Annotated in this window: 12 protein-coding genes; 3 read left to right on the top strand and 9 right to left on the bottom strand. The window is 63.5% G+C overall.

The annotated features are described in order from the left end of the window. Window positions 1–15 precede the first annotated feature (15 nt). Both NKI35_RS01910 and NKI35_RS01905 read right to left on the bottom strand, forming a co-directional pair. Window positions 16–1,002: an aldo/keto reductase gene (locus NKI35_RS01910; protein ID WP_352738245.1), complete on the bottom strand. Its 987-nt coding sequence runs from the start codon at window positions 1,000–1,002 to the stop codon at window positions 16–18. 226 nt (window positions 1,003–1,228) lie between these two features. Beyond that, a complete protein-coding gene (locus tag NKI35_RS01905; RefSeq protein ID WP_023686499.1) occupies window positions 1,229–1,969 on the bottom strand; it encodes a FadR/GntR family transcriptional regulator in 741 nt (246 codons plus the stop codon). A gap of 124 nt (window positions 1,970–2,093) precedes the next feature. On the opposite strand from NKI35_RS01905, the gene NKI35_RS01900 reads away from it, so the two are divergent. Beyond that, entirely contained in the window at window positions 2,094–2,996 is a 903-nt protein-coding gene (locus NKI35_RS01900; RefSeq protein ID WP_352738294.1) for an NAD(P)-dependent oxidoreductase, read from the top strand. Window positions 2,997–3,073: 77 nt separating this feature from the next. Here the strand turns inward: NKI35_RS01900 and NKI35_RS01895 are convergent, their stop codons facing one another. Further along, window positions 3,074–4,447: a DUF1828 domain-containing protein gene (locus NKI35_RS01895; protein WP_352738243.1), complete on the bottom strand. Its 1,374-nt coding sequence runs from the start codon at window positions 4,445–4,447 to the stop codon at window positions 3,074–3,076. 221 nt (window positions 4,448–4,668) lie between these two features. On the opposite strand from NKI35_RS01895, the gene NKI35_RS01890 reads away from it, so the two are divergent. Then, complete coding sequence (locus NKI35_RS01890; protein ID WP_502897114.1) at window positions 4,669–5,553, top strand: AraC family transcriptional regulator; 885 nt, start codon at window positions 4,669–4,671, stop codon at window positions 5,551–5,553. A 323-nt stretch (window positions 5,554–5,876) separates the two neighbouring features. On the opposite strand, the gene NKI35_RS01885 is transcribed toward NKI35_RS01890, so the two are convergent. Then, window positions 5,877–6,671, bottom strand: a complete 795-nt coding sequence (locus tag NKI35_RS01885) for a FadR/GntR family transcriptional regulator (RefSeq protein ID WP_023691897.1) — start codon at window positions 6,669–6,671, stop codon at window positions 5,877–5,879. 3 nt (window positions 6,672–6,674) lie between these two features. Then, entirely contained in the window at window positions 6,675–8,117 is a 1,443-nt protein-coding gene (locus NKI35_RS01880) for an FAD-binding oxidoreductase (protein ID WP_352738241.1), read from the bottom strand. Window positions 8,118–8,278: 161 nt separating this feature from the next. Between NKI35_RS01880 and gloA the strand changes: the two genes are divergently transcribed. Then, on the top strand, window positions 8,279–8,689 hold the full coding sequence (gene gloA / locus NKI35_RS01875; RefSeq protein WP_019856614.1) for a lactoylglutathione lyase: 411 nt from the start codon (window positions 8,279–8,281) through the stop codon (window positions 8,687–8,689). A 74-nt stretch (window positions 8,690–8,763) separates the two neighbouring features. Here the strand turns inward: gloA and NKI35_RS01870 are convergent, their stop codons facing one another. The 4 genes from NKI35_RS01870 to NKI35_RS01855 form a co-directional block, all read right to left on the bottom strand. Next, window positions 8,764–9,732, bottom strand: a complete 969-nt coding sequence (locus NKI35_RS01870; protein WP_352738238.1) for an ABC transporter permease — start codon at window positions 9,730–9,732, stop codon at window positions 8,764–8,766. Between the two features lie 4 nt (window positions 9,733–9,736). Then, entirely contained in the window at window positions 9,737–11,239 is a 1,503-nt protein-coding gene (locus NKI35_RS01865; protein WP_352738290.1) for a sugar ABC transporter ATP-binding protein, read from the bottom strand. A 5-nt stretch (window positions 11,240–11,244) separates the two neighbouring features. Continuing rightward, window positions 11,245–12,228, bottom strand: a complete 984-nt coding sequence (locus tag NKI35_RS01860; protein WP_023686507.1) for an ABC transporter permease — start codon at window positions 12,226–12,228, stop codon at window positions 11,245–11,247. Between the two features lie 159 nt (window positions 12,229–12,387). Then, window positions 12,388–13,458 (bottom strand): sugar ABC transporter substrate-binding protein, encoded by a 1,071-nt coding sequence (locus tag NKI35_RS01855; RefSeq protein WP_352738235.1) that lies wholly within the window; start codon window positions 13,456–13,458, stop codon window positions 12,388–12,390. Between the last annotated feature and the right edge of the window lie 2 nt (window positions 13,459–13,460).

Below are 13,460 nucleotides of genomic sequence, written 5' to 3'. Positions count from 1 at the left end.
GCGGCAGGCGCTGGCTCACCAGCGCTGATGCACGTAGGGCTTGATGTTCTCGTCATAGACCGTCTTCACCTTGGCCATCAACTCGGAGGACAACGGCGCAAGCTCCGCCGCTTCCGCATTGGAAACCGCCTGCGCCGGATTGCGGGCGCCGGGAATGACAACCGTCACCGCGTCGAACATCAGGATCCAGCGCAGCGCGAATTTCGCCATGGTGGTGTCGCCTGACACCAGCGGCCGCACCTTCTCGACCGCCGCCAGCCCGACGTCAAAGGGCACGCCCGAAAACGTCTCGCCGACATCGAAGGCTTCGCCATTGCGGTTGAACAGGCGATGGTCGGTGGTCTCGAACTTGGTGTCCGTCCTGAACTTGCCGGACAGCAGGCCGCTGGCCAGCGGCACGCGGGCGATGACGGCGACGTCGTTCTTCTTCGCCTGGTCGAAGAACAGCTCGGCCGGGCGCTGGCGGAAGGCGTTGAAGATGATCTGCACGCTGACGACGCCGGGATATTGCATCGCCTTCAGCGCCTCTTCGACACGCTCGACGCTGACGCCGTAATTGCGGATCTTGCCTTGCTCGGCGAGCTTGTCGAGACGCTCGAACACTTCCGGGTGGTAATAGAGATCGGTCGGCGGGCAATGCAGCTGCACTAGGTCGAGCGTGTCCGTCTCTAGGTATGTCAGGCTGCGGTCGATCCAGCCGGTGAGGTTCTCGACGCTATAGCCTTCGACGCTCTGCTTCGACAGCCGCCGTCCGGCCTTGGTGGCGATGAACGGGCGCGCGCCGCCACGTTCCTTCATCACCCGTGCGATCAGTTTTTCCGAACGGCCGTCGCCATAGACGTCGGCCGTGTCGAGGAAGCTGACGCCGGCATCGAGCGCAGCATGCAGGGCGGCGACCGCATCGTCATCATTGACCTCGCCCCAGGCGGCGCCGATCGCCCAGGCGCCGAAGCCGATCTCGCTGACTGATCTGCCGGTACGGCCAAATTTCCGTGACTGCATTTTGCTTCCTGACTTGCGGCTTTGATGACGGTTCTGATTTCGGGAGCCTCATACCGCATGGCAACGCGATTGACATCCCTCTTCCCTGGATTTACCAGATCACAGGGTTGTATGACAACCTGGTAAGATTGCAACGATTTCGAGCCGGGAGGAACATGTCGCTGATTCGCGAACTCGATCTCCGACGGGGTCGCCGGATGAGCAGTCCGTCAACCGTGGTTGCCCCCTAATCGTGAACAGCTTTGTCGCGCAGATCCTCGAAGCGGGCATAGCTCTTGGTCAGATGGCTGCGCATGGCGCGCCGCGCGGCATTGACGTCCCTGGCTTCGATGGCCCCGAGAATGGCGCGATGCTCGCGCTGCATGCGGTCGAGATATTTTTCCCGCTCGGCCTCCGTCATCCGGTCGAGCCGCGTCCAATGGCGCGGGACCATGGCGCTGCCGAACGTGTCGAACAGCCGGGTGAAATTCGGGTTCTGCGTCGCCGCGAGAATGGCGCGGTGGAAGCCGAAATCCTCTTCCGAGCCGGAGCCGCCGGCGCGCACCGCAGCCTCCAGCGCGTCGAGCCGCGCGCTCATCTGCTGGAGCGCTGCCTCGCTGCGCCGTTCGGCGGCGAGGCCTGTCGCTTCCACCTCGATGCCCATGCGCAGTTCCAGCACGCGCAGCACCTCGTCGATCGATTCGAGATCGTCGGGCAGCACGGAAAAAATCTTCGGCGGCGGATCCTTGGCGACGAAGGCGCCGAGCCCCTGGCGCGTGGTGATCAGCCCGCGCGCACGCAGCGCCGCCAGCGCCTCGCGCACCACGGTGCGGCTGACGCCTGTGGCAGCAACAATCTCCTGCTCGGTCGGCAGCCGCTGCCCCGGCGCAAGGTCGCCGGATTCGATCTGCGCAATCAGCGTGTTGACCAGACCCGTCCGCAGGTTGGGCGCCTGCGGTATGGCATCGAAAGTCATGGGCTCCGCCATCGAAGGCCTCCGGTTCGATTCTTGTTCAAAGGATTGCATCGACAGGTGCTCGCCGCAAGGTGACCAAGGGTGAGCCCGCCGGTGTGGGTCCAAGGAGAATTACATGAAAGAACCCGAGGATTGCATGAAAGAACGCATCGGTTTGATCGGCCTGGGCAGCATGGGTGCTGGCATGGCCGACAATCTGCTGCGCAAGGGCTGGCCGCTGACGGTGCATGTCCACCGCAGCCGCACGGCCGCCGACCGGCTGATCGCCGCCGGCGCCACCGAAGCGCCAAGCCCGCGCGCGCTCGCCACCGCGAGCGACATCGTCATCCTGTGCGTCACCGGTTCGCACGAGGTCGAAGCGCTGGTCAAAGGCCAGGATGGCCTTGCTGCGGCAGCTAAGCCGTTGCTGATCATCGACTGCTCGACCTCCAACCCGTCATCGACGACAGCGCTTGCCGCCGACCTCGCGGAGCAGGGCATGACGCTGATCGACGCGCCGCTGGCGCGCACGCCCAAGGAAGCCACCGAGGGCAAGCTCGACGTCATGGTCGGCGGTGCGGCCGAGATCGTCGCCCGAGCGCGGCCGGTGCTCGAAGCCTTCGCCGCGCGTGTCGTCCACACCGGCCCGACCGGCAGCGGCCACACCATGAAGCTGCTCAACAATTTCGTTTCGATGGGCTATTCCGCGATCTATTCGGAAGCGCTGAGCCTCGGCGCCAAGGCCGGCCTGACGCCGCAGGTCTTCAACAGCGTCATCTCCGGCAGCCGCATGGATTGCGGCTTCTACCAGGCCTTCTTCGATTTCGTCTTGAACCGCAACGAAAACGCCCAGCGCTTCGCCATCGCCAATGCGCTGAAGGACATGACCTATCTCGCCTCCTTCGCCCACGCCGCCGGCATCGCCAACCCGATCGGCGCCGCTGTGCGCAATGGGTTCGCCACGGCCGTCACAACAGGCCATGGCGAGAAGTTCGTGCCGGCGCTGTCGGATATTGTGGCGGGGTTGAATGGGGTGTCGCTGGTGGAGGCGGCGGAGTGATAGCGAAGCATGGGCAGGCCTCGCCTTCTGCACATCACAAGTCATTCGCCCTCAGCGTTTGGCCGAAGCGCTCAGCGTCAGTGGACAGTTGCAGCTTCGTTGCCAACAACGACACGGGCTATTCGTTGGATCGTGTCAATAGGGCCGCTCTTATATCGCGGTGCCGCGTCAAGGCGGTTGTCCGCCTGTAGACGTACTTTCTGACTCACGGACGTTTCGGTTTCCAAGACTGCAACTACCGACAATGGTAGGTGTCGCTCGCTATCCGCGATCACTCGCAATAACATTGCTTGCCATAGCTTTGAATCATTCGTCGCTATAAACAAAGCCACAGGATCGCGATCTTCCGGATAAAAAACCATATCTGGTGTGACATCTGTCAAGTCCGGAGAAACTGGTTGGCCCTCGACATAGCGGACATGGCGCTTATCCATCTCGTCTCTAATCGCGGCCCTCACATCGTCCTCGAATGCATTCTTTACACGTTCGACAGTCAAAAGAATCAAATCGTTCAGACGTAGGAGCAAAGCTGAAAATTCGAGAACAGCCTTGGGTAGATCGGCTTCTGTTATGCCGTCTATGAATATTTCTCCCATTTCCTCGTCATAGGCCGCACCGTGTTGCACCAAGATTTGGGACAATGCCTCTCTGCGACTGGCAGCATCCATAGTGGCACCCTCCGCTTCCAGGAACGCAATCGTGAGGGCGTTGTCGACAAGACGGTACAGGCCACTCTTAGGACCAAGCGCGTATATGCCTATTAGGTCTCCAGAAATGAAGTTTTTATAGGGCGTGCAAATAGCCACACCACCGCTGAAGGCAGTTATTTGGACGTTCTCGCAGAACGCCCTACATATTTGTTCCTTCAAGCCCATGGCATCGCGTCTATCCACAAACATATCGTGTTGGTGGTCTATGCCGACAAGGCTGCACGCGATCGCCGTAGCGACCCCATCACTCATAGCATGTCCATCGTTAAGCATTTTCATGTGGCGATGGTAGGACTTCGGATCAGGAATGCGCTTGGTTCCTGACGGTTTTATGATGCCTACTGACAAGTTATCAGTGTCCCCGCAAGCTGTGTGCACATGCCAGCCACCATGGGTCGCGTGAAACTCCCACCTCGCCAAAATTCGGAAATCCCCGCCGATTTCTTCGCCCAAGGTGGCGATAAACTCTGGAACAAGTGTGTGATAGGCAACCAGCACTCTGTAGTTACGCCCCTTTGTGGCAAAGCTTATGGTTTGCCATCGATAGCGGCGCGTAAGAGGATAGGCTTTCCCTCTCTTCTTGCTGAGAGGGAAGTCCTTTGTTTTCAGCTTCTCGTCGCTCCATAGAGAGAATACGACGTTTGCTTTTTTCGGTCCAATTACCCCTGCTACCCTCATAACTTTGTATTCTATGCGGATTCTCAGCCGGTCACGCAATGGTGCGCCTGTGGCGTCGGCCATACAAATTGATAAATTCGCATAACCAGATGGCGACCGGCCAGTACTTCGATCTGTCAGCGCCTAGTAGAGGCAGCCGGCACGTTAAAATCGACTTAGGTAACCACTATCCCGCGTCCTAGCTGCGCATACCTCCTCTTTGGCCATGTCAAACCGCAAGATCGGTCGAGCGCGAGGTATCCGAGTGCGCCTATCTGGTGTCGCCACGCAGGACGAGACGACTGATGACGCCACTTGAAAACTACCAAGCCCGGATGCAGCGGGTGCTGGACCACATCGATCAGCATCTGGACGACGATCTGGGCCTGGAAGCGTTGAGCGGCGTTGCGGCGTTCTCGAAATTCCATTTCCACCGGCAGTTCACGTCAACCTTCGGCTTGTCCGTGCATCGCTATGTCCAGCTCGCCCGCCTGAAGCGCGCTTCGTACCGGCTTGCCGAGAGCGACGCCCAAAGCGTGACCGACATAGCGATGGATGCCGGCTACGACGCGCCGGATGCCTTCGCCCGCGCCTTTCGGCAACGGTTCGGACAATCGCCTTCGTCGTTCCGGAAGTCTCCCGACTGGGGGGCGTGGCTCATGGCCTTCGGGCCGCTCGACAAAGCAAGGACCACGCTCATGCAGATAATCTTCGAACCCGACGACGTAATGATCCGCGAAGTGCCGCCGACGCCGGTGGCGATCATGGAGCATCGCGGCGACCGGGCGACGCTCCAGGACACCGTCCAGCGCTTCATCGCCTGGCGCAAGGCGGCCGGCCTCTCGCCCGAGACAAGCCCGACCTTCAACATCTTCCGTTCCGAAAGGGAGCCGGCGAACCCGGCCGATTACAGCATGGATATCTGTGCCGGAACCGACCTGCCGGTAGAAGGCGGGCCGATCGAGGACGCCCAGATGAAGGCCGGCGGGATCCCCGGCGGACGCTGCGCGGTGCTGCGCTACCCCGGCAACACCAACAATCTTGAGCCGGCAGCGCTTTACCTTTATCGGGAGTGGCTTCCGGCCAGCGGCGAGGAGGCGCGCAACTTTCCGATCTATTGCCAACGGCACTTTTCGTCGAACGGACCGGTGCGCGAGGTGGTGCTTGAGCTGTTTCTGCCGCTGAAATAGCGCGGTGGGGTGGCGGCCTATCTCCGGCCCTGAGCTGGTTGAGCCGACGACCGAGTGAAATCTGATATGGCGCTCCCCCACTCCGTCTCGGCTTCGCCGAGCCACCTCTACCCCCATATTCGTGGGAGCGAGGAAACCCAAGCTTTTGAAGGGCTGCGATCTCGGAGATTGGCATTTCCTCATCCCCCATGAAATGGGGGGTCCGAAGGACGGGCGAGACCCGTGGCTCGCCCCGGCAAGGTGGCTCGGCGAAGCCGAGACGGAGTGGGGGTCAGCGCCGCCATGGGCGATTGGCCCAGCGCGCGGACAAGGCAAGGCAATCCCTAAGCCTGCCCGCGCACAGCCTTCCGCAACCGCGAATGCCGTACCGGAGACGCTGCCTCGGGCCCCGGCGCTATCTCCGCAGCTTCCCCCTCATGCAAGCCCACCCGCAGCGCCGCGCCCGCCAGATGGTCGCGCATCGCGGCTTGCGCCCCTTCGGCGTCGCCGGCACGGATCGCTCTCAGGATGCGCTCATGTTCGCCGAGCGTGATGCGGGCCATGTCGTCCGACTTTTGCTGGTTGCCGGCGGCGAGAATGCTTTCGCGCACCCGCTCGGACACGAAGACCAGGAATTGGCCCATGTAGGAATTGCGCGTCGCCTCGGCGACGGTGCGGTGGAATTCGAGGTCGCTGCGCAGCCAGGCGACGCTGCCATAGGGGGCGGCGCGCATGCCGGACAGCGCATCGCCCATGGCTTTGAGATCGGCGTCGCTGCGCCGTTTTGCGGCAAGGGCCGCCGCCTGCACTTCGAGGATACCACGCAGTTCGAACAGATTGCGAAACGAGTCGGCGCGCTGCAGCGTCTCATGGTCGATGGTCAGCACCGTCGGGTTGGTGGTCTCGACGACGAAAGCGCCGCGTCCCTGCTGCGACCAGATGCGGCCTTCCGAGCGCAGCCGCGCGATCGCCTCGCGCACCACGTTGCGGCTGACCCCGAAAGTGGTTGCCAGCGCCGCCTCGGTCGGCAGCTGGTCACCCGGCTTCAGCCGGCCTTGCGCGATCTCGCGCGAGATGGAACTGGCCACCAGAGTGGAGAGGTGTGGGCCGCGATTGACCTTGTCGAGTTTCAGCGTCATCGCTCACCTATAGTCGACGGCGGGTGCGGACGCCAGAATGCGGCCGTTGCTGAGAATGTGGCGCGGGTCGAATGCGTCCTTGATGCCGGCGGCGAGGTCGAGCGTCACCGGATCGATGCGTTCGAGGAACGCCTTCTGCTTGACCCGGCCGATGCCGTGCTCGGCGCTGATAGAGCCGCCATAGCGATCGACGACGGTGAAGATCTCGGCTTCCGCCTGCTCGAACAGATGTTCCATCGCCTCGGTGCCCATGCCTTCCGGCGGCACGACGTTGAGGTGGATGTTGCCGTCGCCGACATGGCCGTAGGTGACGGCCAGCGCGTCGGGCCGGGCTTTCTCCAAGGCGGCCAGCGCATCGGTGAGGAAATCGGCAAGCCTGGAGATCGGCACCGAGACATCGGTGCGCAGGTAGCGCCCGCCCCTGCCCTGCCGCTCGACCATGATCTCGCGGTAGAGCCACAACCGCTCACCTTGAGCCCTGGTCGAAGCGATGACGCCGTCCTCGACGATGTCCTCGACGCTGCCGAGAAACCCCAGCAGCATATTGGAGAGGTCGATCAGCCCGCCCGACGACACCTCGATCAGCACATAGACGGGATAGGGCTGGCTGAGCGGATCGGGAAAATCCTGGCCTTCGCGCATGGTGATCTCGATGCCGACGCGCAGGATCAGTTCGAAGGCGGTGAGCAAATCGCTGCAATCGCGCCGCGCCCTTGCATAGAGTGCCATCGCGTCCTCGACGGAGCGCAGGCCAACCAGCGCGGTTTCGATCTGCGTCGGCTTGGGGAATAGTTTCAGCGCCGCCGCGGTGACGATGCCGAGCGTGCCCTCCGAGCCGATGAAGATCTGCTTCAGATCATAGCCGCGATTGTCCTTGCGCAGCACTTTCAGCCCGTTCCAGATGCGGCCGTCGGCCAGCACCACTTCGAGGCCAAGCACCAGATCCCGCGTCATGCCGTAGCGCAGCACGTTGAAGCCGCCGGCATTGGTGGCGACATTGCCGCCGATACGGCAGCTGCCCTGCGCGCCGAAGGTGATCGGCAGCAGGCAGTCGCTCGCTTCGGCGGCGCGCTTGGCATCCTCGAGGATGCAGCCAGCCTCGACCACCATGGCAAAGTCGATCGGGCTGATCGAACGGATACGGTTCATGCGCTCCAGCGAGATGACGATCTCGCCGCCATCCGCCGCCACTGCGGCGCCCACGAGCCCGGTCAGGCCGCCTTGCGGCACCACCGGAATGCGCTCGGCATGGCAGAACCGCATCAGCGCCGACATCTCCTCAACCGAAGAGGGCCGCGCCACGGCCAGCGGCCGGCCGAAATGATCGCCCGACCAATCGCGGCTGTAGCGCGCCAGATCCGCTTCCTCGGTCAGCAGCCCGCCATTCGGCAGCAGGCCGGCCAGGGCTGCGATCTGCGATCCGGAGGGTGGCGGCACGGCATTCATGGATTGGCTCTGGGCCCCTCGGCAAAACGGCTGGACAAATACCGGCGTTGTCGTGTTATCATACAACCCTGATTGAGAACATCAAGCGAGGCCATCTTGCCGCCAAGCGTTCGATGTGGATGATCAGACTCGCAAATCACAGAATTCGGAGGACTTCCCCAATGAGCGACGCCCCGGGCTTTCGCTATATGCACACCATGATCAGGGTGCTCGACCTCGACAAGTCGATCGCCTTCTACACCGAGGTGCTCGGCATGACCCTGCTGCGCCGCGACGACTACCCCGGCGGCAAGTTCACCAACGCCTTTGTCGGCTATGGCCCCGAGGACAAGGAAGCCGTCGTCGAGCTGACGCTGAACTGGGGCCGCGAGGAACCCTACGAGATCGGCACCGGCTTCGGCCATCTGGCGCTCGGCGTCAACGACATCTACGCCGTCTGCGCCGAACTGGAAAAGCGCGGCGCCAAGATCCCGCGCAAGCCCGGCCCGATGCAGCACGGCACCACCCACATCGCTTTCGTCGAAGACCCCGACGGCTACAAGATCGAGCTGATCGGCCTCGACACAATGTGATCCGATCGGGCCGGACCGCATCGGCCTCGCGCCGATGCGGTCCCGTCCTGTCCGCGCTTGCCTGGGAGGCGGGATCACTTGATGACCGCGATCTTGCTGCGGTCGATGGTAATGGCGACGGCAGCGATCAGCACCGCGCCGAACACCATATTTTCCAGGAAAATGTTGACGCCGACAAAGGTCATGCCGATGCGCACGATCGAGATGATCAGCGCGCCGACCGCCGTGCGGGCAACGCCGCCGAGCCCGCCGGTGATCGCCGTGCCGCCGACGATGACGGCGGCGATGGCCGGCAGCAGCAGCTGGTTGGCCAGCACCGGCGAGCCGCTCGACAGCCTGGCCCCCAGCACGACGCCGGCGATGGCCGCGAGCATACCCGACGCGGCAAAGGCGATGATCTTGGTGCGGTCGACATTGATGCCCGCCGCCCACGCCGCCGGTTCGCCGGCGCCGACCGCAATCGCCTGGCGGCCGAAGCGCGTGTAGCGCAGCGCCAGAAAGGCGGCGATGCCGATCACCGTCGAAATCAGCACCACCACGGGAATGCCGGCGACAGTGGCGTTGATCCAGGCGGTGTTTTCGCGACCAGCCTCCTCGATGGTGATGGCGCGGCCATTGGAGACCCAGAGCGCCAGGCCGGTGACCACGCCGCCGGTGGCGAGCGTCGCCACGAAGGACGGCACGCGTAGCTTGACGTGGACGACGCCGCTCAGGATGCCGAAGGCAAGCCCGGACAGGATCGCCACCGGAAAGGCGGCGAGGCCGAGCGACGGCAGCAATTGCGCCAGGATGACGCTGGCCAGCGACGCCACCGCCTGGATCGACAAATCGATGCCGCCGAGCAGAATGGCGAAGGTGACGCCGGTCGCCAGGATGAACAGCACGGCGGTGTTGGCAAACAAAAGCGCCACGGTTTCGCCGGTGAGGAAGCCGGGCGCGGCGATCTCGATGATCAGCAGCAGGCCGACCAGCAGGATCAGCGGAATGGCGCCTTGCGTCCACTTGCCCTCGAAAACCTGCCTGATGGAGAACGCCTCATTCATCGGTTCACACCATTGCCCTGAGAAGATCGACCTGGTTCGGCTTGTTGCCCGGACTGGCATCGAAGCGCGCGGTGATTGCACCGTCGCGCATCACCAGCACCTGGTGCGACAGACCGATCGTTTCCTCCAGCGTGTCGGAAATCAAAAGGATCGCCACGCCTTGCGCCGAGAGATCGCGCACCAATTCGTAGACCTCCTCCTTGGCGCCGACATCGAGGCCGCGTGTGGGATGGTCGAGCACCAGGATGCGCGAGCCCGCCGTCATCCAGCGCGCCAGCACCACCTTCTGCTGGTTGCCGCCGCTGAGCTTGCGGCAGGCGGCATCGGGACCGGGCGCCTTGATGCGCAGCCGCTTGATCCAGTCGGCGGCAAGCCGGCGCTCCTTGCCATAGTCGATGGCGCCATGGCGCATGACGCTGGAGAGATCGGCCAGCGAAATGTTCTCCGCGATCGACAGGAACATCACCAGCCCTTCGAGCCGGCGCTCGCGCGGGACATAGCCGATGCCCTTGCGCACCGCCGGTTCCGGCGAGGAGAAGCGCACGACATCGCCGGCGATTTTCATCTCGCCCGCATCATGCTGGACGAAGCCGCCAACGGTGCGCGTCACCTCCTCGCGGCCGGAGCCGACGACGCCGGCTATGCCGACGATCTCGCCCGCCCGGATCGAGAGATCGACGCCGTGATAGAAACCGTTGGCGCCAAGCCCCTTGGCCTCGACCATCACGGTATCGCGCGGCGCCAGCTGGCGGGCCTCGCGATAATACTCGGCCTGCAGGCCGCGCCCGACCATGATCTCGTGCAGCTCAGGCGCGGTGACTTCGGCTGCACGATGTTCGGCAACGACGGCGCCATCCTTCATCGTGTAGACGCGGTCGGAGATATTGAGCACCTCGTCGAGCCGGTGCGAGACGAAGACGAAGCTGGCGCGGGATTTGAGCGACCGCACCCGCGCGAACAGCACCTCGATGTCGGCGGCGTTGAGCACCGAGGTCGGCTCGTCGAGCAGGATCAGCAACTGCCGCTCGACCACTTCCTCCAGGGTCAGCGCCTTGGCGAGCTCGACCATCTGGCGCGCGGCGAAGGTGAGTTCGGAGGTGCGCGCGGTGACGTCGATGTCGATGCCGATCTTGGCCAGTTGCCGCCGCGCCGCCGCGTTCATGGCGCGCCAATTGACGAGGCCGAAGCGGGTGAAGCGGTCCTCTTCGCCGAGATAGATGTTTTCGGCAACCGTCAGGTTCAGCACCAGCGACTGCTCCTGGAACACCATGCCGATGCCATGCCTGGCCGCATCACGGGCGTTGCGCATGCGCAGCTGTTCGCCATCCAGCGTGAGCGAGCCGCCATCCGGCCGGTAGCCGCCGGCCAGCACCCGCATCAGCGTCGACTTGCCGGCGCCGTTCTCGCCGATCAGCCCGACCACCTCGTTGGGCCGCACTTCGATAGAGACGTCGCGTAGCGCCTGGACGCCGGGGAAATTCTTGATGATGTTGCACGCCTGCAGCATGGCGCTCACTTGACGATTTTCAGGCGGACGCGGTCGAGCGACAGCGCCACCGCGGCGATGATCATCAGCCCCTGCACCGTCTGCTGGATATAGGGCGATATGCCGAGCAGGATCATGCCATTGGCAAGCACGGTGACGATCAAAACGCCGATCAGCGTGTTGACGACGCCGCCCTCGCCGCCGGTCAAAGCGGTGCCGCCGACGACCACTGCGGTAACCGCGGCAAACAGCCTGCCGTCGCCGATGACGGCATGCGACTGGCCGAGCTGTGCTGCGGCCAGCACGCCGGCAATGCCGAAGAAGAACCCGGCCAGCGCAAAGGCGGTGATGCGCACGCGCACGACATTGACGCCGGAGAGCTTGGCGACATCCTCATCACCGCCGATCGCCAATATGTGGCGGCCGAGCTTGGTGTGATACTGGATGACGGTGGCGAGCAGGAAGGCGCCGAACGCGACCCAGACCGCCACCGGAAGGCCGAGGAAACGGTGCAAGGCCAGGTCGCGGATCGAGGCGTCGTTCAGCTTGATGGCCGTGCCGCCCAGCATATAGACCGACAGGCCGAGGCCGATGAACCACATGCCGAGCGTGCCCATGAAGGACGGGATGCGCAGCATGGTCTGGACGAGACCGCTGACGAAGCCCATGGCGGTGCCGGCGGCGATGGCAGCGAGCACCGCCCACCAGCCATAGTCGTTGCCGTTGCCGTCATTGGCGGCGAGCAGCACAAGCACCATCGCCGCCACCGAAAGCGTGCCTTCGACTGCGAGGTCGATGCTGCCCATCAGGATGATGAAGGTCAGCCCCATCGCCAGCGTCAGCGGCACGGCGGCGGAATTCGCAAGCCGCACCAGATTGCGCAGCTCGATGAAATTGGGGTTGGCAATGGCGATGAGTACGCAGAGTACAATCAGCACCGCCAGCGGCGCCAGGCTGCGCCAGCGCCTGCCGCCCAGGAATGTCGCGATGCGGCCGGGGAACGGTGTCATGGGCGTCGTCCGCTCGATGTCCGAAACGGACTTCAGGGGTTCTGTATGGATTGTCAAGAAACCGCTTCCCGTCTGCTGGTGACAGCCGTCGCGACAAGGGGATCGCGACGGCTGCGGGAGGAAGCGGGCCGCCAGGGAGTTGCAGCCCACTCCGATGGATCAGGTGCGGATTGCTCCGGTGACCCGGCCCCACAGATCGTTCCAGTCGATCTCGGGCTTCGCATCGACATTGGTCTTGTAATATTCCTCGACATTGTCGTGCGAGATCAGCACCGCCTTGCCGTAGAACTCACGGTGCTCCGGGGGCTCCTTGGTCGGGTCGAACTTGCCGATCTTGGCGTTGTAGCCGATGGCCAGACCCATGCCGCCCTGCCAGAACGGATCCGAAGTGACCGTGCAGGCGAACTCGCCGGTGCGCACCGCATCGACCGCCGTCTTGATGCCGTCGACGCCGACGATCGGCACCTTGCCGGCGAGATTTTCGGCACGCAGCGCTTCCAGTGCGCCGGAGCCCATATCGTCATTGGCCGCCCAGATGCCCTTGATGTCGTCGCCGAAGCGGGTGAGCAGATTGCCCATCAGGTCGAAGGCTTCGGTCGACTTCCAGTTGGCGACCTGAAAGTCGAGCAGCTTGATGTCTGGGTTGGCGGCGAGCGCCGCATCGAGGCCCTTCTTGCGTTCGATCGCCGCCGTGGTCGAGATCAGGCCGCCGAGTGCGACGATGCCGCCCTTGCCGCCTATGGTCTTGAACAGGATCTCGGCGATGGTCTTGCCGCTGTCGATGCCGTCGAACTCGATATGCGAGACATAGTTCGGGTTGAAATCCTTCGGGTGCAGATCCCCAGGCTTGTTCCACTGGGTCACCACATAGGCGCCGGCCTTGCCGCAGGCTTCCACGATCGGGCGCGCATCGGGCGTGTCGTTGGGATCGGAATTCAGCACCATGTTGCCGCCGGTCTTGGCCAGCATCGCCTTGATGTCGGCAATGCCCTTCTCGCTGTTGCCTTCCGAAACCAGCGTGACGTGTTCCAGCCCGGCCCATTTGGCATACGCTTCCGCGCCGGTCTTCCACACCGCGTGATAGGGGTTGGACAGCGAGCGGATCGACGTCACCAGTGTCGGCTTGTCCTGCGCGCGCAACACGCTCGGCATGGCGAGTGCCGCCACGCCGGCGGTGGCGCCCATCATCAGCGTGCGCCGGTTGACCGCAAAATTCTTCGTGTCGTTCATAC

The organism is Mesorhizobium sp. M0676 (genome assembly GCF_040320535.1).
GTDB lineage: Bacteria > Pseudomonadota > Alphaproteobacteria > Rhizobiales > Rhizobiaceae > Mesorhizobium.
This window is presented reverse-complemented; position numbering and strand designations above follow the sequence as displayed.